The 26,445-nt window shown below is 65.5% G+C and carries 24 protein-coding genes and 2 tRNA genes; 15 read left to right on the forward strand and 11 right to left on the reverse strand.

Going from position 1 to position 26,445, the window contains the following annotated elements:
- Positions 1-211 precede the first annotated feature (211 nt).
- A complete protein-coding gene (locus ALTAJ2_RS16110; protein ID WP_007110238.1) occupies positions 212-1,708 on the forward strand; it encodes a proton-conducting transporter transmembrane domain-containing protein in 1,497 nt (498 codons plus the stop codon).
- Positions 1,698-4,154: a DUF2309 domain-containing protein gene (locus ALTAJ2_RS16115; protein WP_007110239.1), complete on the forward strand. Its 2,457-nt coding sequence runs from the start codon at positions 1,698-1,700 to the stop codon at positions 4,152-4,154. Before ALTAJ2_RS16110 ends, ALTAJ2_RS16115 begins: the two co-directional genes overlap by 11 nt.
- Positions 4,155-4,169: 15 nt before the next feature.
- Here ALTAJ2_RS16115 and ALTAJ2_RS16120 read toward each other — a convergent pair whose 3' ends face one another.
- Positions 4,170-4,889: a carbonic anhydrase gene (locus ALTAJ2_RS16120; RefSeq protein WP_007110240.1), complete on the reverse strand. Its 720-nt coding sequence runs from the start codon at positions 4,887-4,889 to the stop codon at positions 4,170-4,172.
- A 132-nt stretch (positions 4,890-5,021) separates the two neighbouring features.
- On the opposite strand from ALTAJ2_RS16120, the gene ALTAJ2_RS16125 reads away from it, so the two are divergent.
- A complete protein-coding gene (locus ALTAJ2_RS16125) occupies positions 5,022-6,038 on the forward strand; it encodes an NADP-dependent oxidoreductase (protein WP_007110241.1) in 1,017 nt (338 codons plus the stop codon).
- Between the two features lie 121 nt (positions 6,039-6,159).
- The gene (locus tag ALTAJ2_RS16130) at positions 6,160-6,966 is read left to right on the forward strand and encodes an alpha/beta hydrolase (RefSeq protein ID WP_007110242.1); all 807 of its coding nucleotides are present in this window, start codon (positions 6,160-6,162) and stop codon (positions 6,964-6,966) included.
- Positions 6,967-7,093: 127 nt separating this feature from the next.
- Here ALTAJ2_RS16130 and ALTAJ2_RS16135 read toward each other — a convergent pair whose 3' ends face one another.
- The 5 genes from ALTAJ2_RS16135 to ALTAJ2_RS16155 form a co-directional block, all read right to left on the reverse strand.
- Positions 7,094-7,579 carry a zinc ribbon domain-containing protein gene (locus ALTAJ2_RS16135; protein ID WP_007110243.1) on the reverse strand — a complete coding sequence of 162 codons (486 nt, stop codon included), beginning with the start codon at positions 7,577-7,579 and terminating at the stop codon, positions 7,094-7,096.
- A 59-nt stretch (positions 7,580-7,638) separates the two neighbouring features.
- The gene (locus tag ALTAJ2_RS16140) at positions 7,639-8,442 is read right to left on the reverse strand and encodes an ABC transporter permease (protein ID WP_007110244.1); all 804 of its coding nucleotides are present in this window, start codon (positions 8,440-8,442) and stop codon (positions 7,639-7,641) included.
- On the reverse strand, positions 8,442-9,455 hold the full coding sequence (locus ALTAJ2_RS16145) for an ABC transporter ATP-binding protein (RefSeq protein WP_007110245.1): 1,014 nt from the start codon (positions 9,453-9,455) through the stop codon (positions 8,442-8,444). The genes ALTAJ2_RS16140 and ALTAJ2_RS16145 overlap by 1 nt, the downstream gene beginning before the upstream one ends.
- Positions 9,456-9,597: 142 nt before the next feature.
- Positions 9,598-9,780, reverse strand: coding sequence for a hypothetical protein (locus ALTAJ2_RS16150; RefSeq protein WP_007110246.1), 183 nt, complete (start codon positions 9,778-9,780; stop codon positions 9,598-9,600).
- A 199-nt stretch (positions 9,781-9,979) separates the two neighbouring features.
- Positions 9,980-11,194 carry a CBS domain-containing protein gene (locus ALTAJ2_RS16155; RefSeq protein WP_007110247.1) on the reverse strand — a complete coding sequence of 405 codons (1,215 nt, stop codon included), beginning with the start codon at positions 11,192-11,194 and terminating at the stop codon, positions 9,980-9,982.
- A gap of 252 nt (positions 11,195-11,446) precedes the next feature.
- On the opposite strand from ALTAJ2_RS16155, the gene ALTAJ2_RS16160 reads away from it, so the two are divergent.
- From ALTAJ2_RS16160 to ALTAJ2_RS16170, 3 genes are all read left to right on the forward strand, one after another.
- Entirely contained in the window at positions 11,447-11,680 is a 234-nt protein-coding gene (locus ALTAJ2_RS16160) for a hypothetical protein (protein ID WP_007110248.1), read from the forward strand.
- A 103-nt stretch (positions 11,681-11,783) separates the two neighbouring features.
- On the forward strand, positions 11,784-12,314 hold the full coding sequence (locus tag ALTAJ2_RS16165) for a 50S ribosomal protein L16 (RefSeq protein ID WP_006182876.1): 531 nt from the start codon (positions 11,784-11,786) through the stop codon (positions 12,312-12,314).
- 305 nt (positions 12,315-12,619) lie between these two features.
- Positions 12,620-13,492 (forward strand): ATP-grasp domain-containing protein, encoded by an 873-nt coding sequence (locus tag ALTAJ2_RS16170; protein ID WP_007110249.1) that lies wholly within the window; start codon positions 12,620-12,622, stop codon positions 13,490-13,492.
- A gap of 29 nt (positions 13,493-13,521) precedes the next feature.
- Here the strand turns inward: ALTAJ2_RS16170 and ALTAJ2_RS16175 are convergent, their stop codons facing one another.
- Positions 13,522-13,923: an Hsp20/alpha crystallin family protein gene (locus tag ALTAJ2_RS16175; RefSeq protein WP_007110250.1), complete on the reverse strand. Its 402-nt coding sequence runs from the start codon at positions 13,921-13,923 to the stop codon at positions 13,522-13,524.
- Between the two features lie 117 nt (positions 13,924-14,040).
- Complete coding sequence (locus tag ALTAJ2_RS16180) at positions 14,041-15,057, reverse strand: type II glyceraldehyde-3-phosphate dehydrogenase (RefSeq protein ID WP_007110251.1); 1,017 nt, start codon at positions 15,055-15,057, stop codon at positions 14,041-14,043.
- Between the two features lie 234 nt (positions 15,058-15,291).
- Here ALTAJ2_RS16180 and ALTAJ2_RS16185 point away from each other — a divergent pair, with 234 nt between their 5' ends.
- The 5 genes from ALTAJ2_RS16185 to ALTAJ2_RS16205 all read left to right on the forward strand — a co-directional run bounded on the left by ALTAJ2_RS16185 (position 15,292) and on the right by ALTAJ2_RS16205 (position 19,213).
- Positions 15,292-16,248: an aminopeptidase gene (locus tag ALTAJ2_RS16185; RefSeq protein WP_007110252.1), complete on the forward strand. Its 957-nt coding sequence runs from the start codon at positions 15,292-15,294 to the stop codon at positions 16,246-16,248.
- A 125-nt stretch (positions 16,249-16,373) separates the two neighbouring features.
- Positions 16,374-16,955, forward strand: a complete 582-nt coding sequence (locus tag ALTAJ2_RS16190; RefSeq protein ID WP_007110253.1) for an LURP-one-related/scramblase family protein — start codon at positions 16,374-16,376, stop codon at positions 16,953-16,955.
- Between the two features lie 57 nt (positions 16,956-17,012).
- Complete coding sequence (locus ALTAJ2_RS16195) at positions 17,013-17,666, forward strand: HVO_0476 family zinc finger protein (RefSeq protein ID WP_007110254.1); 654 nt, start codon at positions 17,013-17,015, stop codon at positions 17,664-17,666.
- 92 nt (positions 17,667-17,758) lie between these two features.
- Positions 17,759-18,388 carry a protein-L-isoaspartate(D-aspartate) O-methyltransferase gene (locus ALTAJ2_RS16200; RefSeq protein WP_007110255.1) on the forward strand — a complete coding sequence of 210 codons (630 nt, stop codon included), beginning with the start codon at positions 17,759-17,761 and terminating at the stop codon, positions 18,386-18,388.
- A 54-nt stretch (positions 18,389-18,442) separates the two neighbouring features.
- Positions 18,443-19,213, forward strand: coding sequence for a protein-L-isoaspartate O-methyltransferase family protein (locus ALTAJ2_RS16205; RefSeq protein ID WP_007110256.1), 771 nt, complete (start codon positions 18,443-18,445; stop codon positions 19,211-19,213).
- Positions 19,214-19,582: 369 nt separating this feature from the next.
- Here ALTAJ2_RS16205 and ALTAJ2_RS16210 read toward each other — a convergent pair whose 3' ends face one another.
- The 3 genes from ALTAJ2_RS16210 to ALTAJ2_RS16220 all read right to left on the reverse strand — a co-directional run bounded on the left by ALTAJ2_RS16210 (position 19,583) and on the right by ALTAJ2_RS16220 (position 22,478).
- Positions 19,583-21,709, reverse strand: coding sequence for a bacterio-opsin activator domain-containing protein (locus ALTAJ2_RS16210; RefSeq protein ID WP_007110257.1), 2,127 nt, complete (start codon positions 21,707-21,709; stop codon positions 19,583-19,585).
- Positions 21,710-22,101: 392 nt separating this feature from the next.
- Positions 22,102-22,174 (reverse strand) — tRNA-Asp (locus ALTAJ2_RS16215).
- Between the two features lie 231 nt (positions 22,175-22,405).
- Positions 22,406-22,478 (reverse strand) — tRNA-Asp (locus ALTAJ2_RS16220).
- Positions 22,479-22,803: 325 nt separating this feature from the next.
- Between ALTAJ2_RS16220 and ALTAJ2_RS16225 the strand changes: the two genes are divergently transcribed.
- Genes ALTAJ2_RS16225 through rpoB form a run of 3 tightly spaced genes read left to right on the forward strand, consistent with a single transcriptional unit; the run spans position 22,804 to position 26,445 of the window.
- Positions 22,804-23,031, forward strand: a complete 228-nt coding sequence (locus ALTAJ2_RS16225; RefSeq protein ID WP_006184006.1) for a DNA-directed RNA polymerase subunit H — start codon at positions 22,804-22,806, stop codon at positions 23,029-23,031.
- On the forward strand, positions 23,032-24,612 hold the full coding sequence (locus ALTAJ2_RS16230) for a DNA-directed RNA polymerase subunit B'' (protein WP_049900743.1): 1,581 nt from the start codon (positions 23,032-23,034) through the stop codon (positions 24,610-24,612).
- A gap of 3 nt (positions 24,613-24,615) precedes the next feature.
- Entirely contained in the window at positions 24,616-26,445 is a 1,830-nt protein-coding gene (gene rpoB / locus ALTAJ2_RS16235; protein ID WP_007110259.1) for a DNA-directed RNA polymerase subunit B, read from the forward strand.

The following is a 26,445-nucleotide window of genomic DNA, read 5'->3' on the forward strand; positions in this document are numbered from 1 at the left end:
GAGTCTCCCGAAAGCTGCCGGCTCGGCGCTCGAGCGTTCAATTACGAACGGTCGTGACGTTCAGCCTCGCCGAGTTGCGAACGATTTGTTCGAACCGAAGGCTATAATAACCGCTCTGTTCATATATGGGTTAGATGCGACCGGTTACGCAAGTGTTGCCGCGAACGATACGTCGCGACGGGACCCATTCCGTGCTGGTCGACTCCGATACATGACCGAGGACACAGCAACGATCGACGACGATATCGCACAGCGCCCCGAACCGACGCCGCCGCGTTCGGCCGTGCCGCGAGCGTCGACTTGGACGGTCTGGACGCTCTTTCTGGCCAGTCTCGGCGTTCTCGCGCTGACGGTTCGAGGGGGTGCCGGCTGGGAACTCTCGCCGCTCCTGCGCATCGATGGACTGACCGCGGTCATGTGGGTCGTCGTGACCTTCTTCAGCGGGATCGTCCACAGTTACTCGCGGCGCTACATGGCCGGGGACAGCGATATCGATCGCTTCTTCGCCCGCGTCCTCGGGTTCACCGTCGCCGTCATGACGATGACCGCGGCGAACCACGTCGCGCTGTTCGTGGCCGCGTGGCTGGCGATGGGACTGTTGATGGCCTCGCTGATCGGCCACGTTCGCGACTGGTCGCAGGCCCGGGCCGCCGGCCGCGTCGCCCGCCGTTACTTCCTCGCCAGCAGCGCATTGCTGGCCGGCTCCGTCGCGGTGCTGGTCTGGGCGACCGACGCGACGACGCTCACCGGCGTTCTCGAGGGGCTCGAGGGCGTCCCGCGGCCGGTCGGGCTCGTCGCCGCCGCGGGGATCGTCCTCGCAGCGATCATCCAGTCGGCGCTCTTTCCCTTCCACAACTGGCTGCTGTCGTCGATGACCGCGCCGACGCCGGCGTCCGCCCTGATGCACGCCGGGTTCGTCAACGCGGGCGGGATTCTGTTGACCCGATTCGCCCCGTTGGTCGGCGATCGACTCGTCGTCATGTCGGCGATCGTCCTCGTCGGCGCGGGCAGCGCCCTGCTCGGGCAGGCGATGATCCTGGTCCAGACGGACGTCAAGCGCAAGCTCGGCTGTTCGACGATCGCTCAGATGGGTTTTATGATACTCCAGTGTGGGCTCGGCTTCTTCGCCGCGGCCATCGCCCACCTCATCCTGCATGGTTTCTACAAGGCGTATCTCTTCCTCTCGTCGGGGGCCGGCGTCGAGCGTGTGGCTTCCAAAGACGCGGGTTACACCGAACTCGGTTTCGCCGGAGTCGCCGTTAGTCTCGTGACGGCCGTCGGCGGCGGCGCACTCTTCGGCGTCCTCACCGGGAAGGCGACGAGTCTGACACTGAACAGCGGGATGATCCTGACGCTGGTCGTGGTCCTGACGACGCTGACCGCGGCTCGGGACATCCTTCGACGCTCGACCCTGCCGACGACGGTCAGGTTCGTCAGCGTCCCGCTCGTCGTCCTGACCGCCATCGGCGGCTACGCCGTGCTGTTCAACGCCGTCTCGTTGATGCTGTCCGGCGTCCCGATGACCCACGTCTCGACCGCGATGACCGCCGTCCACTACCTCGTCGTCGCCCTCTTCGCCGGGGCCTACCTCGTCGCGGAACTGGGCTGGTACCGCTCGAGCGAACGCCTCTACGTCGCCCTGCTGAACGTCTCACAACCGTCTCCGACGACCGTGCTCACCGCCAAGGAGGAGTACAATGACGCGTAAGGAACCACACGACGACCGTCGCATCGAGGAGCACATCGACCGCGCGGCCGACCGCATCGGTTCGGTCTGGCCGCTGCACTCGTTCGTCACGGCCAACCCCCTCTCGGGGTTCGAGGACGAACCGTTCCACCGGGCCGTCGCGGAAGCCGAGGAGCTGTTCGGCGGCCGGGGCTACCCCCACCCGTCGGTCTTCCGCCGCGCCTGGGAGTCGGGTCGCATCGAGTCGGAGACGCTCCGGACGGAACTCGCGGCCCACGGGATCGACCGGGAGCCCGAAATGCTTCTCGAGGAAATGGCCGCGGCCGAAGCGGCCCGTGACGCCGCCGACCCCGACGACGCGACCGAGACCGTCGATCGGGTCCTCTCGAAGTGGCTCGCGGCTTTCCTCGACGAGGGTCGAGCCAAGTGGCCGATGCCCAACCGCGAGGACGGGTTCTACCGAGCCTGGCGCGCGGTGGCCCCCCACGACGGCGACGTGCCCGGCCCTGTTGACGCCGCCGATCTTCCCGAGACGGCCACCGAGGCGCTCGAGTCGGTGCTTGGCGAATACCCCGAAGAACGCTGGGTGGAGATTCTCGAGGCCCACCTCGCGGCGCTGCCGGGCTGGAGCGGGTTCGTCAAACAGCGGACCGACGACGGTGTCGATCCGTGGCAGTCGGAGTACCCGATCACGCTGGCCCAGTACCTCGCGGTGCGACTGGCGATCACGGATCTGCTCGGCGCGCCGATCGAACTCGACGCCGACGACGGGACCGACGGCGACGGCGACGACGCCGACGAGGTCCCGCTGCCCGAGATCTGGCTGACCGCCTGGGAGAAGAGCTACCGCGAGCGGCTCCTCGACGGGATCGACGACGCCGTGACCGATCCCGCAACCGCCGGGGACGGCGGTCGTCCGGCCGCCCAGCTCGTGTTCTGTATCGACACGCGCTCGGAAGTGATCCGCCGCCACATCGAGGCGCAGGGGCCCTACGAGACCCACGGCTACGCGGGCTTTTTCGGCGTGCCGATGCGCCATCGCGGCTACGAGGCCGCGGCCGACACCGACGCCTGCCCGCCGATCGTCGAGCCCGAACACCGGATCGTCGACCGGCCCACCGACGCCGAGCCGACCGCCGCCCGCGATCGCTGGACCGGACTCGCCACCGCCGCCCGCAATCACTTTACGACGCTCAAATCCAACCTCGTCGCCGCGTTCACCTTCGTCGAGGGAGCCGGCAGCGCCTACGGCTCGGCGATGACCGCACGGACGCTGTCGCCGTCGACGATCGCGACGCTCGAGTCCGCCATCGCCGACCGCGTCCCGAGCGTCCCGGAGGTCACCGCGCCCGCCGTCGACTACGACGCGTACGACGATCACGACCACGCCGACCACGACCTCCCGCAGGGGCTGAGCCACGAGGAGAAAGTCGAGTACGCCCAGAACGCCTTCGAACTCATGGGCTGGACCGAGTTCGCCCGACTGGTCGTCTTCGCGGGCCACGCCAGCGAGACGACGAACAACCCCTTCGGCTCGAGCCTCGACTGCGGGGCCTGTGCCGGCAACCCCGGCGGACCAAACGCCCGCGTCCTCGCGGCGATCTGTAACGACGACGATGTCAGGGCCACGCTCCGCGAACGCGGGATCGACATCCCCGAGGATACCGTCTTCCTCGCGGGCGAACACAACACGACGACCGACGAGATTTCCCTCTTCGACGGATCGGTTCCCGAGAGCCACCGCGAGGACCTCGCGTCCCTCCGCGAGGACCTCGCCCGCGCCCGCGCCGGGGCCGCCGCCGAGCGCACCGCGTCGGCCGACGACGAGGCGGCAGTCGACGAGGTCGAGCGCAAGGCGGCCGACTGGGCCGAGACCCGCCCCGAATGGGGACTGGCCGGCAACGCTGCCTTCGTCATCGGCCCGCGTGAACTGACCGCCGACCGGGACCTCGACGGCCGCGCGTTCCTCCACTCCTACGAGTGGACGACCGACCCGGACGGGGACGCGCTCAAGGCGATCCTAACGGGCCCGCTCGTGGTCACCCAGTGGATCAACAACCAGTACTACTTCGCGACGGTCGACACCGGCGTCTACGGGAGTGGGTCGAAAGTCACCCAAAATCCGGTCGGCAACGTCGGTGTCGTGCAGGGCAACGGCGGTGACCTGCTGACCGGCCTGCCGCTGCAGTCGCTCAAGCGCGACGACGAACGCCCGTTCCACCAGCCGCTGCGCCTGACCGCGGTGATCCACGCGCCGGTCGAGCGCGTGACCGAGATCCTCCGCGACCACGAGGACGTCCGGGTGCTCCTCGACAACGGCTGGATCGGGGACCTGACGGTCGTCGATCCCGAGCGAGGCAACGAGCCGTTCCGCTACGCGGGCGACCTCGAGTGGACCCGCGAGCGGGCAGAGGCGACAGGTCCGGAGCGGACGACGCCGGTCGCGGTGTCGACCGCCGACGACTGAGCCCGACCGTCGCGGTCAGTCGTCCGCTCCATTGCCGTACAGCAGGCTCTCGACCGCCGACTCGTAGCCGTCCGGCACCAACTCTGCGAGCGCGTCGGGCGCGGTCTCGCCGTCGACGGTGACGAGGTAGGTCCGACCGGGCCGGTCGCCGTAGACACCCTGAAAGTCGTAGACGAAGCCGTAGGTGTCGACGCGGTCCGGAACGGCGTCGGCATCGCGGAGCGATCGGACCTGATAGCCGACGTTGTACTCGACGAGCCGGTTGATCACGGCGTCGTCGGCTGCCTCGCGATCGATCAGATCGCTCTCGAGGGCCGCCTCGACGACGGGGACGAGCATATCGACCCACTTGTCGACGCCCCGCGGCCCGGGCGGGTCCGCACCGGTTGCGACCCGGTAGGCGGCGGTAACGGCACCGCAGCCGGTGTGCCCGACGACGGCGACGGCGTCGGTGCCGGTGTGGTGGATCGGGTAGAGGACGCTGCCGTCGATGATCCGCTGCCCGCCGTCGTCGTCCCAGACCTGATTGCCGATGTTGCTGGGCGTAAAGACCGCGCCCGGCCGATCGACCCCCCACATCCCCTCGTGTGCGACCCGCGAGTCCGAACAACAGACCGCGACGACGGTCGGGTGCTGGCCCGTCTGGACGTCGGCGAAGTAGCCGTCCGGCAGCGACGCGACGTGGCGGCGGTTCCCGGCGAGCAGCCGCTCGAGGATCTCGCGGTCGGTTCCCATACGGGACCTACACGAACGGTGATCAAAAAGGTTCGAGCCCACCGATGTCGCCCGTCTGATGAGCTCGATCCTGTCGACGACGCGAAGTTCCGCGAGCCAAATATACTCCTATGGGCGCGACAATGAAATCGTATGGCAGAAACCAGACAGTGGCGACTCGCCAGCCGTCCAGTCGGTGAACCGACCGAAGAGAACTTCGAGCTCGTCACCGTCGAGCGCCCTGAACCGGACAACGGGGAAGTCCTCGTCAAGACGCTGTATCAGTCAGTCGATCCGTACATGCGCGGGCGCATGCGGGATGCGGAATCGTACGCCGAGCCCTGGGACGTCGGCGACCCGATGAAAGCCAGCGTCGTCGGCGAAGTCCTCGAGTCCAACGCCGGCCAGTTTTCCGCGGGGGACATCGTGACCGGCGAACTCCTCTGGGCGGAACACGCCGTCGCGGACGCGAACGAACTCCAGCGGGTCAACCCCGATCACGGACCGATCTCGACGGCGCTGGGCGTCCTCGGGATGCCCGGCGTGACGGCCTACTGGGGCCTGAACGATGTCGGCGACCCGAAACCCGGCGACACCGTCTTCGTCTCCGCGGCCGCGGGCGCGGTCGGCTCCGTCGTCGGCCAACTCGCCCGCCTGTCGGGTGCGCGAGTGGTCGGCACCGCCGGGAGCGAGGCGAAGATCGACTGGCTCACCGACGACCTCGGCTTCGACGCCGCGATCAACTACAAGGACACCGACGACCTCGCCGCCGCAGTCGACGAGGCCTGCCCGGACGGCGTCGACGTCTACTTCGACAACGTCGGCGGCCCCATCACTGACGCCGTCTGGCCCCGGCTGAACGTCGACGCCCGCGTCGCCGTCTGCGGCCAGATCGCACTCTACAACGAGACCGACGTGCCGACCGGACCGCGAAAGCTCGCCAAACTCATCGAGTCCCGCGCGACGGTCGAGGGCCTGCTCGTCAGCGACTACCAGCCCCGGTGGGGCGAGGCGCTCGAGCGACTCTCGACGTTCGTTCGGAACGGCGACGTACAGTACCGTGAGAACGTCGTCGACGGGTTCGAGAACGCCCCCGACGCGTTCCTCGGACTGTTCGAGGGCGACAACATCGGGAAGCAACTGGTCAAGGTCGCCGATTACGACGAATAGCGCGATGTGACTCGAGTTCGCCGAGAGCCGCGGGTGGCACCCGTCGCGACCGAACGGCGGCGTTTCGAGCCGCTAGTATCGCTATCGTAACGGCAATCCGTCGTGCGGAGTGACGGTTCGTATGGTCGTTTCCGAGTCGGAGTCGATCTCGCTCCCCGACGGCCGGACGCTGGCGTTCGCGACGTACGGCGATCCGGACGGGAGACCGCTGATTTTCCATCACGGAACGCCCGGCTCGTCGCACCTCGGGGCGTTGCTTTCGGACCCCGCCCGCACTCGCGGCGTTCGCGTGATCGCGCCGAGTCGGCCGGGATACGGGCGGTCCGATCCGAACCCGGACGGGACGTTCGAAACGTGGGCCGCGGACTGTCGAGCGCTCGTCGACGCCCTGGGACTCGAGTCGGTCGCGGTCGCCGGATTTTCGGGCGGCGGTCCCTACGCGCTGGCCGTGGCTACACACTACGCCGACCGGGTTGCCGACGTTGGCGTTGTCGGCGCTCCGGTTCCGGCACACGGTGGCGGGCCGTTCGGCCCGCTCGTTCGGTTTCCCCGTCTGCTGGGCCTCGCGTTCCGGTTCGGCGCGGTCGTCGCACGACTCCGGGGCGATCGGGCCGTTGTCGAGCAATTGACCGATCGGTCCGTCGACGACGAGACCGCCCGCATCGTCGGTCGCGATTTCCGCGTCGGACTGTCGGCCGGTCCGTCCGGCGCAGTCCGCGAGAGTCGCGCGTTTGCGACGGAGTGGTCGCCGTCGCTCCCCGACGGCGACGTGACGGTGTGGCACGGGGTCGACGACGAAAACGCTCCGATCGATCCGGTTCGAGCCGCCTACGAGGGCCGCCCGTCCGTCACCCTCCGCGAGATCGACGACGATCACCTGGGCACCCTGTGTTCGGTCCGCGACGATGTCGTCGGGCTGGCCGACTGATCGACCCGAGTGAACGCGTTCCGTTCTTCGGACTGTTCGGGGGCGACACCACCGGGAAGCAACTGGTTCGGGTCTCCAAGTACGAGAAATAAGCCACACCCGCTGTCGACGGGGGTCGTTCGGGGATTCAGACGATCGCAGGGGTCGCGGGATACGACCACGACTCGCCGTCGGCGGCCTTGACCGCGGCGATGGCACAGAACGCCAGATCGACGAACGGCAAGAGCAGTACCGGTACGATGCCGACGACGGCAAAGACGAGGATGAACGAGACGAGCATGTAGACCGTGAACGCGATCTGCCAGTTCAGCGCGTTCCGTGCGTTTTCCTCGACGAACGGGTCGTCAGTCGCGATGAGGACGATCAGCGGTCCGATTGCCCACGTGAATATCGCGAGGACGTGCGTGATCGCCGCCATCGTTGTGTCCCTGTCGGTCCGGCGGGTTGACCCGTACTCCGTCTGCGAGTCGCCCCGCGAGCCGTCCGAGCCCCAACTACTCTCCGTGCTCGAGACGCCCCACGAGTCGTCGTCGACCGCGTCACCGCACTCGCTGCAGTAGTTCGCGGTCGGCGAGAGCGAGGTACCACAGTTCGGGCAGCTGTCGCGAACCATGTTCCGACATCGAGTCGCCGGACGAATAACTGTATCCCGACCGGTCCGACCGAACGCGGTCAGTCGGTCAGTCCGTAACCGATCTTGAACAGGTAGACGTCGATCGCCATGACGAGGAGCGTCCCCGTCGTGAGCACGCCCAGCGAGACCAGCGGCGCGAAGTCGGCGTAGGGACCGGGGAGGATGCCGACCCCGATCAGATCCGAGTGGCCAAGCAGTCCGAACCGGACGCTGTCGACCATGTAGACCATCGGATTCAGCAAGGAGAGATTGATCTGCCAGGCCTGCTCGAACGTCTCGAGGGAGTAGAAGACCGCGCCGAAGAAGACCAGGGGACGGAGGATGAACTGGTTCATCACGGTCAGGTCGTCGAAGTCCCGTGCGACGAGCCCGCCGATGATACCGAGGCCGGCGAACAGCGCCGTGATGACGATCATCGTGGCGACGAGAAACAGGCCGTGTTCGATCCCGATCGGCACGAACGCCCGGCCGACGGCGGCGATGATGACGCCGACGACGAGGCCCCGGACCGCGCTGGCACCGACGTACGCGACGACCATCTCGACGTACGACAGCGGCGAGGTGAGCGTCTCGTGAATGTACTCGTTCCATCTACCGTGGAAGATCGAGAACGAGGCGTTCTCGAACGCGTTCGAGATCGCGCCCAGGACGACGAGTCCCGGCACGATAAACAGGATGTAGGGATAGCCGGCGATTTCGTCGATCCGGCCGCCGAGAATGACGCCGAAGACGGCGAAGTAGAGCACGTTCGTAATCGCCGGCGGCATGAACGTGTTCTTCGGCCGGCGGACGAACCGCAATATCTCGCGCCGAAAGAGCGCTCGGAAGCCGACCGAGAGCATCAGGCGACCCCCTCCTGCTCTCGTTCGCCCTCCCGATTGTCGTTCGCCGGCGGGTCGTCATCGCCCGCGCTCTCCGCCGAGGATCGCGTCACGGTCCGATCCTCGCTTCGAGTGAGATCCACGAAGATCTCCTCGAGCGACGTCCGCGTGATCTCGAGGTCGGCGATCTCGTGACCCATCGCCTCGAGATCGTTGAGGAGTCGCGGCGCGGTCGAACCGCCGTCGTCGACCCGTACCTCGAGCCGGTCGCCGGAGACCGTCGTTTCGTGTGCGTAGGATCCGAGGTCCGGTGTGGCAGCCGGCGCGGACGCGAGGCGCACGGCGATGGTATCGGTACCGCGCTGTTTCAGTTCGGCCGGCGTCGCGACGGTCACTTTTCGACCCTCGTTCATGATCGCGACGCGGTCACAGAGGCGTTCCGCCTCTTCGATGTAGTGCGTCGTGAGGAGGATCGTCGTCCCTTCCTCGTTGAGTTCGGTGACCAGTTCCCAGAGGTCGTGGCGCAACTGGACATCGACGCCGGCGGTCGGCTCGTCCAAAATGAGCAGGTCGGGTTCGGTGACGAGGGCTCGAGCGAGCAGTAGGCGGCGCTTCATCCCGCCCGAGAGCCAGTCGAAGCGCTCGTCGCGTTTGTCGTAGATGCCGACTCGCTTGAGGACGTCGTCGGCCCGTTCGGCGGCCTCGGACGCCGGGATTCCGTGGTACCCGGCCTTGTGGGTGAGGACTTCCTTGATCGGGAAAAAGCGGTCCACGTTGAACTCCTGGGGTGCGAGCCCGATCGCGTCGCGGGCCTGTTGGTAGTCGTCCTCGACGTCGTGGCCGAAGACCCGCGCCTCGCCGCCGGACTTGCGGACCAGTCCGACCAGCGTGTTGATAAAGGTCGTCTTTCCCGCGCCGTTGGGTCCGAGCAGGCCGAAGAACTCGCCTTTCTCGACGGTCAGCGATAGCTCCTGTAGGGCGCGCAGATCGCCGTACTCCTTCACGAGATCGACGGTCTCGATGGCCGGTGGCATCGATACAGCGTCGGCACCGCCGACGGTTAAACCGTTTGTTAGCAGTAACTCCCTGCCACGGCGGCTGTCACCGATGACCGACGAGACGCTCCTGTATCGGTGAGTATTGCCCACGTGGGCTGTCGCTGTCGTCTCCGCGTACTCAGGTCCCCCTCTCCTGAAGCAGCGAATGAACAGCGGAAGCGAAGAGTATCACTGCGGCTACTATGAAGAATGGCCCTTCGTAGGGGATTTGTGGAACTCCGAAGATGCCGTTCGATAACAACACCAGGCCGATTACGAGTAACGAGAGTTCCTTTACACTCTGGATTTTTATCCGCTCCATGTTTCTCCGTTAGTTCTTATAATATAACCATTGTGAATCGTGTTATATTTGTTGGTTCTATGGAAAGAGGAGGTCTACGTACTAAAATCGTCACTCCAGTCACGACTTGCGGATACGATACCGGCCACGGCCGTACTCGACGGTTGCGGCGGTACGATCACGTACAGCGGCGTCTCGAGTCCCCGACCGCCGGAGACTCTCAGTCCGCGGTCCGCGGCCGACTCGAGGGCGTGACCGCGCCGCTTTGCTGGACGATATCGAGGGCAGTCATCACGTCGCTTCGTGAGATCAGCCCGACGAGGTCGCCGTCTTCGGGCCGGGGGTCGCCGAACGATCCGCCCGCGTCGGGCACCTCGACGACGAGGAGGCGGCCGATCCCGTGTTCCTGCATCCGTTCGATCGCCGTCATCGCGTCCGAGTCCGGCGTGATCGTCTGGAGGTCGGTCGTCATCACGTCCGCGACGGTGTAGGCCTCCCGTTCGACCTGATCGACCTCGCGGGCGTCGGACAGGGTCACGAGTCCGACGAGGCGCTCGCCGGTCGCGCTGCGTTCGACGACCGGGTAGCCGGTGTGTCGCTCCCGGAACATCCGTTCGATCAGCTCCGCGACCGTCGTGTCGGGTTCGACCGTATGGAGGTCCTCGACCGGCGTCATGATGTCGCCGACGGTGACGTCCTGAAAGGCCGCCTTCATCGTCACCTGCTGGGCCTCGCTCGAGGCGGCAATGTAGACGAAGAAAGCGACGCCGATGAGGATGATGTTGACTGAGAAGAGGCCGAACAGTCCCATCAGGACCGCGAACAGTTTGCCGATGCTGGCGGCCTGCTGAGTCGCCTTCGCGTAGGGCTGATTGCGAGCGAGCAACGCTCGTAACACCCGCCCGCCGTCCATGGGGAACGCCGGAAGCATGTTGAAGAACGCGAGCGCAACGTTCAGGACGGCGAGGTAGCCGAGGACGAACCGGACGCCACTGAGGCTCTCGGGGGTGACGACGAAGAGCGCGTAGGAGCCGACGCCGACCAGAACGCTGACGATCGGGCCGGCGACGGCGATGTTGAGTTCCTGCCGCCAGTCCTCGGGCATCTCGGAGAAGGCGGCGATGCCGCCGAACAGCCAGAGCGTGATCGAGTCGATCGGGAACCCGTACCGTTGGGCGGTCAGTGAGTGCCCCAATTCGTGGAGGACGACGCCGACGAACAGACCGACCGCCGCAGCCAACCCGAGTAACAGCGGCGTCGTCCCGCCGCTAATCGCCCCGATATCGATCCCCGCCGCTAGCCCGTCGTTCAGTATCCCCGCGACGTCCTCGATCTGTGTCCCGATGAGGTACGCGAACAACGGGAGTACCAGCAGGAACGTCAGATCGAGTTTGATCGGAATCCCGAACAGGGATCCGATCCGAAAGCTCCTCATGGACATTGGTTTCGGCGGCGGAACCTTAAATACGCCGCCGGGTCGGCCGAGCGGCCGGCCGTTCGGCGCCCGGAACCGCGTGTCGGCAGTTCCGATGTCGTCCCCGGCGGCGTTCGATTCGATCGCGATCCGTGCCCGGCTGTGATGACGATCCGAGCCACCAATTGTGATATTTTAACACAATAATATCTTCTAGCTCCTATATACCCTCTGCCCCATAGAGTTATATGGTGATTCGTGGACCGTGGAGATATGCTGACGGAAACCGCGCAGACGACCGATCGGATCGACCACCTTCCGACCGAACTCGACTCCGCACAGAGCAAGCTCGTCTACCTCACCCTCGAGGCGACCGGCGGCGCGACGGTCACGGACCTGAGCGACGGTCTGAACATGCGGAAACTCTCGATCCTGAGCGTCCTCTCCTCGCTCTCGAGCGCGGGCCTGATCGAGCAGACTGGGTCCGCGTACGTCCCGGCGAACTGAACGCTGGTTCTGGGAACCGGGCCGTCGGCCCCGCCATCGACTCGACGCGGCGCTTCGAAGCCTTTATCCGCTCGGTGGGCTTCCGTTTTCGTAAGTAACCACCATGTCCGACAAACCTGCCTCCATGTACCGGGAGATCAGTAAGCCGGCCTACACGCGCCGCGAATACATCACCGGCATCCCGGGGTCGAAGATCGCACAGCACAAGATGGGCGACGCCCAGGCAAACGCCGAGGACTACCCCGTCCAGATCAGCCTCATCACGGAGGAAGAGGTCCAGATCCGCCACGGAAGCCTCGAGGCCTCTCGCCTCTCGGCGAACCGTCACATGCTGAAAAACGCGGGCGAGAACAACTACAAGATGGTCCTGCGCAAGTTCCCCCACCACGTCATCCGGGAGAACAAGCAGGCGACGGGCGCGGGTGCGGACCGTGTCTCCGACGGGATGCGCCAGGCCTTCGGGAAGATCGTCGGGACCGCCGCGCGCATCGACGCCGGCGAGCGCATCTTCACCATCTGGTGTGACGTCGACGACGCCGAGTTCGCCAAGGACGCCCTGCGGCGCTCCTACAACAAGATTTCGCCGCCGTGTCGCGTCGTCGTCGAGCGCGGTGAAGAACAGCTGATCGCCTAAGAACGAAATTTTACGCTGCGGTCTATCGCGGTCGCAAACCGCCACGACCGCGATGTCCCTCGGTAAAATTTCGATCAAAAGCACTCTTCCTTCCGTTCGCTCGTCCGTCCAGTCCCCACTCACATCAGTCGTCGGCCCGCTCGTTCGTGCCTTCGGCACTCACTCGCGGTCGATTCGGTGACCCGCCTGCCCTCCTCCGGGTCGTGCGTCTCTCGCGTCTGCTCGAGACGCACTCCCGGCCGCTGCAGTTCGATGCCGAATCGCCGTCTCGAGCACCTTTTTGCCTCTCTTCTCGAGTATCGAGTATGATCGATCTCGCGGTCGCGAACGACCAGGAGACGTTCGAGCGGATGGGGGAGCCGCTGGCCGAGCGTGGGATTCAGGTTCATCACGTGCCCGTGCGCGAGCGCGTTGTCCCGCTGGGTGCGGACGCGCCGTGGGACCCCGACGAGTACGACGTGGGGTTCGTCTATCCCGGTCGCCTCATGGAAGGTGGGGTCGCGGACGCCCTGCTCGAGGTGCCGTGGCTCAACGATCACGAGACGGTGTTGACGTCGCGGAACAAGGCCGAAGTGCTGGCCCGTCTCGAGCGAGCCGACCTCCCGGTCCCGCGGTCGGTCTACGTCTCGAACGACGTGAGCGAGGCCGAGTTGGCGGCGGTCTTCGATCGCTTCGAGCCGCCGGTAGTCGTCAAGCCAAACTCGACGACCCGGGGAGTCGGCGTCGCGAAGGCCCACGACCTCGATTCCTTCCTCGGCATCTGTGACTACCTCTCGTTGGTCCACGACTACCGAGCGACCGGCGACCAGTCCTTTCTCGTCCAGGAGTACCTCCCGAACGCGACCGACTATCGGGTGATGGTTCTCGAGGGGGAGTACGTCGGCGCGGTCGAGCGACGGTTACCCGACGAGGCGGTCAGCGAGGGCCAGTGGAAACACAACGTCCACCGCGGCGCGGACGCGACCGGCGTTGCCCTCCCCGACGCGTGGCGCGACCTCGCGGAGTCGGTCGCGACCGAACTCGAGATCCCCTTCCTCGGCGTGGACCTGCTCGAGACCGACGACCGACTGGTGGTCAACGAGACGAACGCCCGGCCGACGATCGACGAGGAGACGAAGTACGACCCGGACTTCTACGATCGACTCGCGGCCGCGATACGCACCGCTGCCCAGGGGTAACCGGAAAAACCACGACCGCGACGGTCCGCTTACTCGAGGCTGATGTCCGAGGACTGTTCGGCGCGGTCGAAGACGACCTCGAGGACGCCGTTGTTGTAGGTCGCGGCGGCGGTGTGTTCGTTGACGCGGGTCGGCAGGGAGACGCGCTCGTCGTACTGGCGGTGGTCGCTTTCCGCGGAGATCGTCAGGGTCTTGCCGTCGCACTCGAGTTCGATGTTGTCCTTCTCGACGCCGGGGATGTCGGCGACGACGCGGACCTCCTCGTCGGTTTCGTGGATATCGACGTGCGTGTCCATGCCGAATCCGTTATCGACGTTGTTCGAAGAGTCGAAGTTTACGTTCCCGTCCGCACCGTTCATCATCTCGTTCATCATTCGCTCGATCTCGCGGAACAGGTCGTCGAAGGGTTCGTCGCGGTCGTCTCGGCGCATGGAGGACCCTAGGGTATCCCGTGGCAAAAACTTTCTGTCGTCGCTATACGATCCGGACCGCACCGCCGGCTCGCGTCGGAACCGCCCTCCGGCGGATCAGTCTCGATCGGCGGCCCTCTATCGGAGGCCGATACCGAGCGCCTCGTCGGTCGTTGCGATGCTCTCCTCGGCGTCGGCAGCGCCGGTCACGGCGCGGATGGCGTCGACGTTCTCCGGCACGACGTCGCTCTCCTGGTGGATGCCCTGGAAGCAGTAGAAGTCCCGGCCTTCGGTCGAGATGGACTCCGCCCAGAGGCAGTTCTCCCAGAGGTCGCCGCGGGGGCGGCCGGCGTCCAGCGCGTACTCCTTGAGTTTTCCGCTGCCATCGATGTCCATGCGCTCGGGGATCAGGAACAGGCGCGACTCGTCGGCGAACAGGTTACGGACGTCCGCAGCGTCGACGTCCTCTTCCAGGGTGACGTTCAGGCTGTGCATGTGCATCAGCGTCGCGGGCACCTTCATCCCGAGCGTGTCGATGTCCAGGTTGGGGAAGATGGTCTCGACGTCCGGCCCGTGGTGAGACGGGATCGTCACCGGATTCGGGAGGATGTCGTTGATCGGGCCGCGATCGGACTGTCCGGGGTCGCCGCCGCGACGGACGAGCGTCGCACGGACTTTCTCGACGCCGTACTCCTCGCGCAGGGGGGCGATGACCCGCGAGAGCCCGGTCGTGTTACAGGAAACGACGCGCACGTGGTCGGCGTCGACGGCGTCTTCGAAGTTCGAGCGCGCGTTGAAACTCACGTCGACGAGGTCGGCGTCCTCGCCGCCCTGATAGAGCGCGGGCGTGTCGTACTCCTCGTAGAGGGCCTTGTTCTGCGCGCCGATGCCCGACGGCGTGGCGTCGACGACGACGTCGGCCTCGGCCACGAGGTCCTCGACCGGCCCTGCGATCTCGAGGCCGGCCTCGGCGAACAACTCCGCGCGCTCTTCGACGGCCGCGTAGAGCGGGAACCCCTTGTCGATCGCTGTCTCGGCCTCGAAGTTCGGGCGCGTCTTGGCGACGCCCAGTACTTCCATGTCGGGCTGTTGCCGGACCGCGTCCGCGACGCGCTTGCCGATCGTGCCGTAGCCGTTGATGGCGACCTGTTGCATATGCTCGGGAGTGGACCACCGAGCGGGATAATCGTTTCGAGGCCTGTCAGCCGATGTTTACTCGGATCGGAGTTTTCGATCCCTCTCGAGGCCGGTTTCGGGGGACACCCTCGTACGCACCTCGCCGACGGTCCCGCGGTGTGGGACCGCGATGGTGGTCCCGCGTCCCCGCTCGAACGCTTGCGAGCGCGGTCGAAGGGAAGACATATCGGCTCGCTTGCCCGACGTTACGGTATGGCAGCACTTCGAGCCGCGGCGGAGACGGCGGTCCGCCAGTGTCTGAGCCTCGAGTCGGGAGAGTCGTGTGCGGTCGTCACCGACGACAAACGCGAGCCGATCGGGACGGCGATCTACGACGTAGCGAGCGAGATCACCGACGACGCCGTGATCGTTCGGTATCCGCCGGGCGAGACCCACGGCAGCGAACCGCCGGCACCGGTGGCGGCGGCGATGGCGGGAGCCGACGTGGTGCTCGCACCGACGACCAAGAGCCTGAGCCACACGCGCGCCCGCACTGAGGCCAACGAGGCCGGTGCGCGGGTCGCGACGCTCCCGGGGATCACCGAGGACGTCTTCACGACCGGGCTGGCGGCGGATTACGAGTCGATCGCGGCCCACTGTGCGGCGGTCCGCGAACAGGTCGACGGAGCCGACGAGATCCGCGTGACGACCGATGCTGGAACCGACATCACGTTCGGTATCGGCGATCGCGAGTGGCTCTCCGATACCGGCATCGTCCACGACCCCGGCGAGATGTCGAACCTCCCTGCGGGGGAGGTCTTCATCAGTCCCGAGACTGCCGACGGCACCTTCGTCGTCGACGGGACGATGCGCCCGCACGGGCTGCTCGAGTCCGACCAGCGGCTCACCTTCGAGGTCGAGGACGGCCTCGTCACGACCATTTCGGACGACGAGATTCGAGCGACGGTCGAGGACGCGGCCGAAGACGTGGGCGACGCCGCGTACAACCTCGCAGAACTCGGCATCGGCACGAACGTCGCCGTCACCGATCTCGTCGGCTCGGTCCTCCTAGACGAGAAGGCGGGCGGTACCGTCCATATCGCCATCGGCGACAACGCGGGCATCGGGGGCGAGACGGAAGCGCCGATCCACCTCGACGGCATCCTTCGCGAGCCGACGGTCGTCGCCGACGGCACCCCTGTCGAGTTGCCGACGGCGGACAACGCCTGAGATCGGCCCCAGTCGACCCGGGCTCTCGAACGGCTCTCGAGCCGGTTCTTGGGGGCAGGGCGAAATCGCTCGTCGTTATGTGAGAACCGAGTGGTTTGAAGTGCTGCTAGCGTGACATCGGTCCGATGAGCGGTACTCGGGGATACGATATTCAGGGGATCGAGCTCACTGACGACCGCTATACGGTCGAACAGGGATTCGTTCGGAACAAGTACAAGGCGCTCGACGTCGACGGGAACGTCGTTTTACGGGGGAAACAGAAGATGTTGAAGATGAAAGAGAAGTTCCCCTTCGTCGACGCCGACGGCAACGAGGTATTCACCGTGAAGGCCGGCGGGCTCATCGACGTCGCGAACAACTACGTGCTCTCGGACGCGCAGACCGGCGAGGACATCGTGATCCTGGACAACGACTATTCGCTGCTCCAGGACACGTGGAAGATCCGCGACGCGACTACCGAAGCGAAGTTGGCCGAGATCAACTCCCGCGGCGCGATGGTGACGGTGGCCCGGAACGTCGTTCCGTTCGGCGGCTGGATACCTCATAAGTACGAGATCACGGACCAGAAGGGCACTCACGTCGGCTCCATCGAGGGACAGTTCTCGCTGCGCGACCGCTACGAGATCGTCATCGACGATGCGAGTACCGTCCCGAAAGAGCCCATCGTCGCCGCGGCGATGGTCATCGACGCGATCCAGGGGAACTAGCCGGTGGGAGACGACGGGTTCAATCGGCTTTTAGGTACGTAGCCGTTACAGTGGCCTATGAGCGATCTCCCGGAGCGCGTTCCGACGGCCTGTCCGTCGTGCTCGCCGGACCTCGAGACGGTCCACGAAGTACTGACGGACGGCGGCGGAACCCTCACCGTTCGGTGTAGCGAGTGTAGTCACGTCCACAAGGTCCGCCCCGAGCGCACGCCTGAAGTCACCCTCGACGTGGTCGTCTCCCAGGGCGGCGAGTCCTTCACGGCGAACGTCACCACGGCCGAAGACGAGACCATCGAAGTCGGCGACGAGTTCATCCTCGAGACCGAGGAAGTGCTTTCGACGGTCCGCGTGACCAGCGTCGAACTCGACGGCCAGAAGCGTGTCGAGGAGTCCACCGCGGAGAAAGTCGAAACCGTCTGGACCCGCGAGGTCGACAACGTCGGCGTCAACGTCACCGTCCACCCACAGGACGGCTCGCGGGACGACAGCCGGAGCATCACGGTCCACGTCCCCGGCGACTACGAGTTCGAGGTCGGCGCGGTCGAGTCCTTCGGCGACGACGAGTTCGAGATCGACGCCTTCGTCGTCCGCGGCGACGCCGACGGCTACCGGCGCGACCGGTTCGAGATGGAGGGCGACACCGCCCTGGCGAAAGACGTCAAGCGCGTCTACGCCTACGACGAGCAGAGCAGCGCCTGGTCGGCCTGGTAATCCGTTCCTGCAGCCGACTCGCACCGTCCCCGAGACCCGGGACGCGCCACCCGGAACCCTACCGTTCTCGAGCGCGTAGTCGCCCTCGAGCCATGTCCGACAGCTACGAGGCACCGTGCCAGCGGATGGTCGAGACGGTCGCGCCGCGCGTCGACGACGACCGGGTCCTCGAAGCCCTGGCGTCGGTCCCCCGCCACGAGTTCGTTCCCGCTGCCCACCGGGACCGCGCCTACGCGGACCGACCCCTGTCGATCGGTGACGGGCAAACGATCAGCGCCCCGCACATGATCGCGATCATGACCGATCTGCTCGCCGCCGATCCCGGCGACGAGGTCCTCGAGATCGGCACCGGGTGTGGCTATCACGCCGCCGTCACGGCCGAACTGGTCGGCGACGAGCACGTCTACACCGTCGAATACAGCGACGAACTGGCCGAGCAGGCGCGCGATCGACTCGCGGCGCTCGGCTACGACGGCGTTTCGGTGCGCGTCGGTGACGGCCGGCAGGGATGGCCCGAGCACGCGCCCTACGACGCGGCGTACGTCACCTGCGCGGCGGTTTCGTTTCCCGAACCGATCGTCGAGCAGGTCCGTGCCGGCGGGCAGTTGCTCGGGCCGATCGGTGCCGGCCGCCAGACGCTCGTCGACGCGACCAAACGACCGGACGGCTCGCTCGACCGGACCGACCGCGGCAGCGTTCGGTTCGTTCGGATGCGCGGGTAGGCGGGCGGACCGCGCAAGCGGGCCATTGATTACGGCCGCCCCGATAGCTGGCGTATGGAACCCGCGGTACTGCGAGAGGATATGGTCGACGGTCTCGAGTCCCCGCCCAGGGACGTCCTCGCCGACGAGGACGTTGCCGTCGCGATGCGCGAGGTCCCGCGGCACGCGTTCGTCGACGACGAGCGAACGGCCTACGCCGATCGCGAACACGAGGTCCTCGGCACTCGCGTTCTCGCGCCGAGTACCGTCGCTCGCTTGCTCCAAGCACTGGCACTCGAGGGCGACGAGACCGTGTTGATCGTCGGTGCCGGCGTCGGGTACACGGCGGCCGTCGCGGCCGAACTCGTCAGCGAGACGAACGTCCACGCCGTCGACATCTCCCGGCCGCTGGTCGTCGAAGCGCGGGACAACCTCGCCGACGCGGGCTACGACGGCGTCCTCGTCGACTGCCGGGACGGGGCGAACGGTCTCCCCGAGTACGCGCCCTTCGATCGCATCCTGCTCGAGGCCGCGGCCGTCGATCCGCCGCGTGCGCTGCTCGACCAGCGAACCGATGCGGGCCGCTTGGTCTTCCCCCGCGGGACCCACCAACAGCGACTCGAGACCGTCTCGGCCGACGGCGACGTCGATCGACTCGGACCCGTTTCGTTCGCTCCGTTACTGGTCGAGGGCGAACAGTCGGGGGCCGTCGAGCGCGACCGAACGGCCCGCGAGGACCGCGAACGGGCGCAGCGACGCGCCGAATCCCGCCGCGGCTGGGAACAGGACTGGATCGAGTGGGAGGAGACGACCGACCAGCCGTCTCGACGGCCGCGTTCGCAGTAGCGTTCCGACTGTCCGGTGGGTGTGAGTCATCGTCGCTCGAGACACGAGGCCGTGCCTCGCGGGGAGTGTAACGTCGAAAGGGTGGGGAAAGGGTGGGGGGTGGCGACAGTCTGTCTCAGATCGCCAGTTACGGGTACACGCTGGAGGGGGTTAAATATGGCTTCTAGGTAGTAAGTGGGTACGAACGGACGACGACTAATTAATTAGTACCGGAGCGAGCCGCCGAATCCAGCACTCGGGTTCCGGCCGTCTTCTACAGGCTGAGCAGACCGTGTACCTCGAGAACCGACGGACGACCGAACGTCTCCGTGATGTCGAGAAACGGGTGGGCCTCGGTCCACGTGACCGTGGGGCGGTCCACGGTCGGTCTCACGACGTGGACGCGCCGTCGAACGCCAACGCGACGAGCTTCCGTTCGGCCGCCCGCAAGTGATAGTGGTACGTCGGCGGCGATACGCCGAGGGCGTCCGCGAGGTCCTCTCCCGTGCTCCCGCGGGGCCACTCGAAGAAGCCGCTGTAGTGAGCCGCCTGCAACGCTTCGAACTGCTTGTCCGTGAGCCGCTCTGCGAGATCGGTATCGAGCCGTCGTGCCGACTGCGTGTGCGTCGTCTCCCGTTTGGCCCGCAGCTCCGTTTCGGGATACTCGTCTCCGATCGCCTCGACCAACGACCGCGTTTCGACGCTCTGTGGCACCTCGAGTACGAGCGTCGAGTCCCCGTCCGCGGCCGTTGCCGTCCGCACCTGTACGTCGTACGTCCGCAGAACGTCGAGAAACGGCGTCGACGCGACCGTCACTTCGTACAGCGTCGTTTCCTCGTCGTCGGACACGACCGAGAGCGTCTCGATCGACGCCCAGTCCGCCTCGAGCCCGCTGAACGATGCCGTCGCGGGCGTGCTGACGAACAGGACGATCCCGTCCTCGCCGCGATCAACGATGCCTTCGAGCGTTATCGGGGTTGCCGCGTCGACGTGTGCCGACAGCCGATTGAGCAGCAACCGCGAATCGGCCACGTCGAGTTCGAGCTCGAGTCGGCTGTCGGTCACCATCGCCCGCGTCCGCTCGATCGATTGAATCGTGTGTCCGATCGTCTCCCCGAGTTCGGCCAGTACCGCCCGCTCGCGCTGACCGACCGAATCGGCCCCCGAGACGTGAACCACGAGCACGCCATACCGGTGCTCGTCGGCGATCAGTGGCACGCCGAGGACCGTCTGATAGCCGTACGTCAGCGCCGCCTTGCGTCGCGACTGCCACGCTTCGTCATCGAGAACGTCGTGTATCAGTCGTTCCTGCCCGGCCGCGAGGGTGTCGCGGACGAGCGCGAGCTCGGGTGCCCGCTCGCCATCGTCGCGAATCCGGTCGATGTAGGTCGCATCGATTCCGGCCCACGCCGTCGGCGTGGGCGGCTCGTCGTCGTTCGCGGCGATCCAGGCGAACCGATACCGGTCCGTTTCGGCGAGGCGGTCGCACACCCGTTCCTCGATCGCGGCACGCGTCGACGCCTGCGCGATACCGTGGTTGATCTCGCGGACGATCTCGTTCGTGTGGTTGAGCCGCGTCAGCTCTTCGTTTTGCCGAGTCAGCGTTCGATCGTGGTCCCGTAGCAACTGCTCGCGCTCGGCCCGATCCAGCGCGGCCTCGGTGTTGGCCGCCAGAATGTGAAGCAGTTCCATCATCGTCTCGTCGAACCCGTCGATGTCCTCACAGCCCGCGACCAGGACACCGTGGGTACCGAGCGGAACGATCAGTTCGCTTCGGCTCACCGCCTCCCCCGGTTCGACGCTCCCCTCGCGCGTCACGTCCTCGTAGTAGGTGCTTTCGCCCTCCGAAAAGACGTCCCAGACCAACCCGTCGCCCCGCTCGATCGTCGTCGCGGGCTCGCCCAATTCGGGCGACCCCCGCGCCGACGCCACGTGCTCGAGAACGCCGGCGGTCGGCTCGAACGTGTATGCCACGGCGACCGCGACGTCGAGGATTTCGCTCGCCGTTTCGACGGCCGACCGGTAGATCTCGTCTTTCGTTTCGGCCCGCATCAGGTCCCGCGTCGTCTCGTGTAACGTCGCCAGCGTCCGCTCGTATCGTCGTTCGCTCTCCCGCAATTCCGTCTGCGTGCGGTACTGGTCGACGGCGTTCGTGATCTGATTCGCCAACAGCGCGTACTGCTTCTCGCCCGACTCCTTCTGGAGATACTGTGTCACGCCCGCGGCGATCGCCTCCCTGGCGATCTCCTCCGGTCCCCGCCCGGTAAAGAGAATAAAGGGGAGGGCGGGATCGTCCTCTCGAACGCGCTCTAATAGCTCGAGCCCGGTCATCTCCGGCATCTCGTAGTCGCTGACGATACAGTCGACGCTGCGGCGCTCGAGCACCTCGAGCGCGTCCGCGCCGCTCGTCGCCGCTTCAGTGACGATCGAGTCGCGCTCGCGCTCGAGCAACTCCCCGGCGTGGTCAGCAAACCGGGGTTCGGTATCGACGATGAGTACAGTAATTTGACCAGTCATTTGTTCCGCCCCTGAAAATCCCGTTCTCCGAGGGATGCGTAACGAGACACTAAACGATTAGCATTCACACCGTCCCGTGTCGAACGACTGATCATATCATCCGACTCCGAGTCACACATTGCTCGCACGGCTGTCGGGGGAGCAAGTGTGCGGTGACGGCTAAGAGGCCGACCTTCGGTTCGGAGTTTTCGCACACGGGTGACGAGGACGTGCGACGCGGTGCTCGTCGGAATTAGTCGCGGAAGAAGCGCCCGAGGCGGGATTTGAACCACGGTCGTGTCGCTCACTGTGTTCGCTTCACTCCCTGGTTCGAATCCCACATTTCGCCGTTTCCGTTCACGGATACCGAATACGCGTGACGCGATGCTCGTCGAAGTTGGTCGCGGAAGAAGCGCCCGAGGCGGGATTTGAACCCGCGTCACAACCGTGACAGGGTTGTATGATGGGCCACTACACCACCCGGGCCACCTGCAACTCCTGCTTTCCCGCTGATGGTATTAAGGGTTTTGCTCTGCAGTCGTTTGTAATCTCCGATGACAGAAACGCCATCCATGAGACGACCGCCGTGCTAACGGCCGGCAATCTCTTCGGTGAGTCGATTCTGTCTAAAACGTGATTTAACTGTACTGGCGGACGGTGAGTCGATCGGTTGAGGACACGCGACGCGGTGCTCGTCGGAGTTGGTCGCGGAAGAAGCGCCCGAGGCGGGATTTGAACCCGCGTCACAACCGTGACAGGGTTGTATGATGGGCCACTACACCACCCGGGCCACCTGCAACTCTCCCTTTCCCGGTCACGGCATTAAGGCTTTTCAATCAAACGCCGTGTGGTACGGTCAGTCGCGCCACGATTCCGCGCTCGAGTACGGAATACGACCCAACTCGTGATACCACACCGCATGACCCACAAGGAATATAACTGATAACCGGGTACTCTCGAGTGTGATCGACGGCTCCGGTTCGGTCGACCGGCCGGGTAGCACTGCTTGTGCGTCGAGTTAGTAACGGTTAAATGCCTCCCGCCGCTACTTGCCTGTAGTATCTCGTGACAGCCGCTTCTCTCCCAATAGCCGACACGCACACCCAACCCAATACATGGTAGACGTAAGCCAACACGAACTCGTTCCGGAGCACACCGTTCTCGAGGAAGAGGCCCTCGAGGACGTGCTCGAGGAATACAACATCGATCGTACAGATTTACCGAAGATCAAGCGCAACGATCCCGCCCTGCCGGACGAGGCGGAGATCGGTGACGTCATCAAGATCGTTCGCGACTCGCGGACGACCGATCAGTCGATCGTATACCGACTCGTGGTAGAATAAATGGCAATGGAACTCAACCGCGACAAACGACGAGAGATTTCGCGCGAATATTTCTCGAAGGAACGGATCGCCGAACACCACTACCGCTCGTTCAACGCCTTCCTCAACCGAGGGATGCAGGAGGTCGTCGACGAGAAGGCGACGATCGATACGGATATCGGCGACAAGGAAGGCGAGGAGCCGGTCCACGTCGAACTGGGCGACGTCCGCGTCGTCACACCGCGCGTCCGCGAGGCGGACGGTTCCGAAGAACTGCTCTATCCACAGGAGGCACGCCTTCGGAACATCACGTACTCGGCGCCGGTCTTCATGGAGATGTCGATCGTCAAAGGCGAGGAAGGCGACCAGCGTGTCGTCGACTCGACCGAGACGAAGATCGGCCGGATGCCGATCATGGTCGGCTCCGACAAGTGTAATATCGCCGGCTTCTCGGACGAGGAACTGATCGAGATCGGCGAGGACCCCGCGGACCCGGGCGGATACTTCATCGTCAACGGCTCCGAGCGGGTGCTGATGACCAGCGAGGACCTCGCACCGAACAAGATCCTCGCCGAATACGACAGCAAGTACGGCGACGAGATTCAGGTCGCCAAGACGTTCTCGCAGCGCCGTGGCTACCGCGCCCTCGTGTTGTGCGAACGGAACCGCGAGGGATTGCTCGAGGTGTCGTTCCCCTCGGTGTCGGGCTCGATCAACTTCGTGACGCTCGTGCGTGCGCTGGGCCTCGAGTCGGACGAGGAGATCGTCCACAAGGTCTCGAACGACCCCGAGGTCGTCAAGTACATGCTGGAGAACCTAGAGGAAGCGGAGGTCCAAACCGAAGAGGAAGCCATCGAGGAACTGGGCAAACGCGTCGCCTCGGGCCAGGGGAAAAACTACCAGCTCAAGCGGGCGAATTACGTCATCGACCGCTACCTCCTGCCGCACCTCCACGAGGACGGCGTCGAGGAGGAAGACGTTCGGATCAACAAGGCCCACTACCTCTGTCGGATGGCCGAGGCCTGTTTCGAACTCGCGCTCGGCCGGCGCGAGTCCGACGACAAGGACCACTACGCGAACAAGCGACTGAAGGTCAGCGGCGACCTGATGAAAGACCTGTTCCGGACCGCGCTGAACAAGCTGGCCCGGGACGTCAAGTACCAGCTCGAGCGCGCCAACATGCGCAACCGACAGCTCTCGGTGAACACGGTCGTCCGATCGGACGTCCTGACCGAGCGACTCGAGCACCCGATCGCGACGGGCAACTGGGTCGGCGGCCGCTCCGGCGTGAGCCAGCTGGTCGACCGAACCGACTTCATGGGCGTCCTCTCGCACCTGCGCCGACTCCGCAGCCCGCTTTCGCGCTCGCAGCCGCACTTCGAAGCGCGGGACTTGCACGCGACCCAGTGGGGTCGCATCGGACCCTCCGAGACGCCGGAGGGGCCGAACTGTGGGCTGGTGAAGAACTTCGCGCAGTCGATGGAGCTCTCCCAGAACGTCGAGGACGAACAGGAACTCAAACGCGAACTGGCATCCATGGGGGTCGAGGGCATTCCCGGCCTCGAAGGGATCGAACGAACGGCAGCGTCAGGGGACGACTAAATCATGAGCAGCCAACAACGAGAGGCGAAAGTCTACGTCAACGGATCGCTGGTGGGGACCCATCCCGATCCGCACGAACTCGCAGAACAGATCCGCGAAGCGCGACGCATCGGCGACGTCAGCGAGATGGTCAACGTCTCGGTCAAAGAGCGCACCCGCGAAGTCATCGTCAACGCCGATGCGGGCCGTGCCCGACGACCCCTGCTGGTCGTCGAGGACGGCGAACCGCGCATCTCCCAGCAGGAAGTCGAGGCGCTGCAGGACGGCGACCTCGAGTTCGAGGATCTCGTCGATCACGGCTACATCGAGTTCATCGACGCCGAGGAGGAGGAGGACATCCTCGTCGCCGTCGACGAGGACGACCTGACCGAAAAGCACACCCACCTCGAGATCGACCCGTCGCTGATCTTCTCGATCGGTGCGGGGATGATCCCCTACCCCGAGCACAACGCCAGCCCCCGTATTACCATGGGAGCGGGGATGATCAAGCAGTCGCTGGGGCTGCCGAGCGCGAACTACCGCATTCGGCCGGACACGCGCCAGCACCTGCTGCACTACCCGCAGCTCTCGATGGTCAAGACCCAGACGACCGAGCAGATCGGCTACGACGAGCGGCCGGCGGCCCAGAACTTCGTCGTCGCCGTGATGAGCTACGAGGGGTTCAACATCGAGGACGCGCTGGTCATGAACAAGGCCAGCGTCGAGCGCGCGCTCGCGCGCTCACACTTCTTCCGGACCTACGAGGGCGAGGAACGCCGATATCCGGGCGGCCAGGAGGACCGCTTCGAGATTCCGTCGCAGGACGTCCGCGGTGCCCGCGGTGAGGAAGCGTACAACCACCTGGACGAGGACGGCCTCGTCAACCCCGAGACGACGGTCGACGAGAACTCCGTCCTGCTCGGGAAGACGTCGCCGCCGCGGTTCCTCGAGGAACCCGACGACATGGGTGGCCTGTCGCCCCAGAAACGCCGGGAGACCTCGGTCACCATGCGATCGGGCGAATCCGGGATCGTCGACACCGTTACCCTCATGGAAGGTGAGGACGGCTCGAAACTCTCGAAGGTCTCGGTGCGCGACGAGCGGATCCCCGAACTCGGGGACAAGTTCGCCAGCCGCCACGGCCAGAAGGGTGTCGTCGGCCACCTCGCGCCACAGGAGGACATGCCCTTCACCGAGGAGGGCGTCGTCCCCGACCTCGTCCTGAACCCGCACGCGCTGCCCTCGCGGATGACCGTCGGTCACATCCTCGAGATGATCGGCGGCAAACTCGGCTCGATGGAGGGTCGCCGTGTCGACGGGACGCCGTTCCTCGGCGAGGACGAGGACGAGCTCCGCCAGGGACTCGAGGATGCCGGCTTCGACTCGGCGGGCAAGGAGACGATGTACTCCGGGATCTCCGGCGAGAAGATCGAGGCCGAGATCTTCGTCGGCGTGATCTTCTACCAGAAACTCTACCACATGGTCTCGAACAAACTGCACGCCCGCTCGCGCGGGCCGGTGCAGGTGCTGACCCGACAGCCGACGGAGGGGCGCGCCCGCGAGGGTGGCCTCCGTATCGGGGAGATGGAACGCGACGTGTTCATCGGCCACGGGGCGGCCATGACGCTGAAGGAACGACTCCTCGACGAGTCCGACCGCGAGTTCATCCACGTCTGTGCGAACTGCGGGATGAGCGCGGTCGAAAACGTCGAACAACGGCGTGTCTACTGTCCGAACTGCGACGAGGAGACCGATATCCACGAGATCGAGATGAGCTACGCGTTCAAGCTCCTCTTGGACGAGATGAAGGCGCTGGGTATCGCACCGCGACTCGAACTGGAGGACGCCGTATAA

Source organism: Natrinema altunense, from assembly GCF_000731985.1.
GTDB lineage: Archaea > Halobacteriota > Halobacteria > Halobacteriales > Natrialbaceae > Natrinema > Natrinema altunense.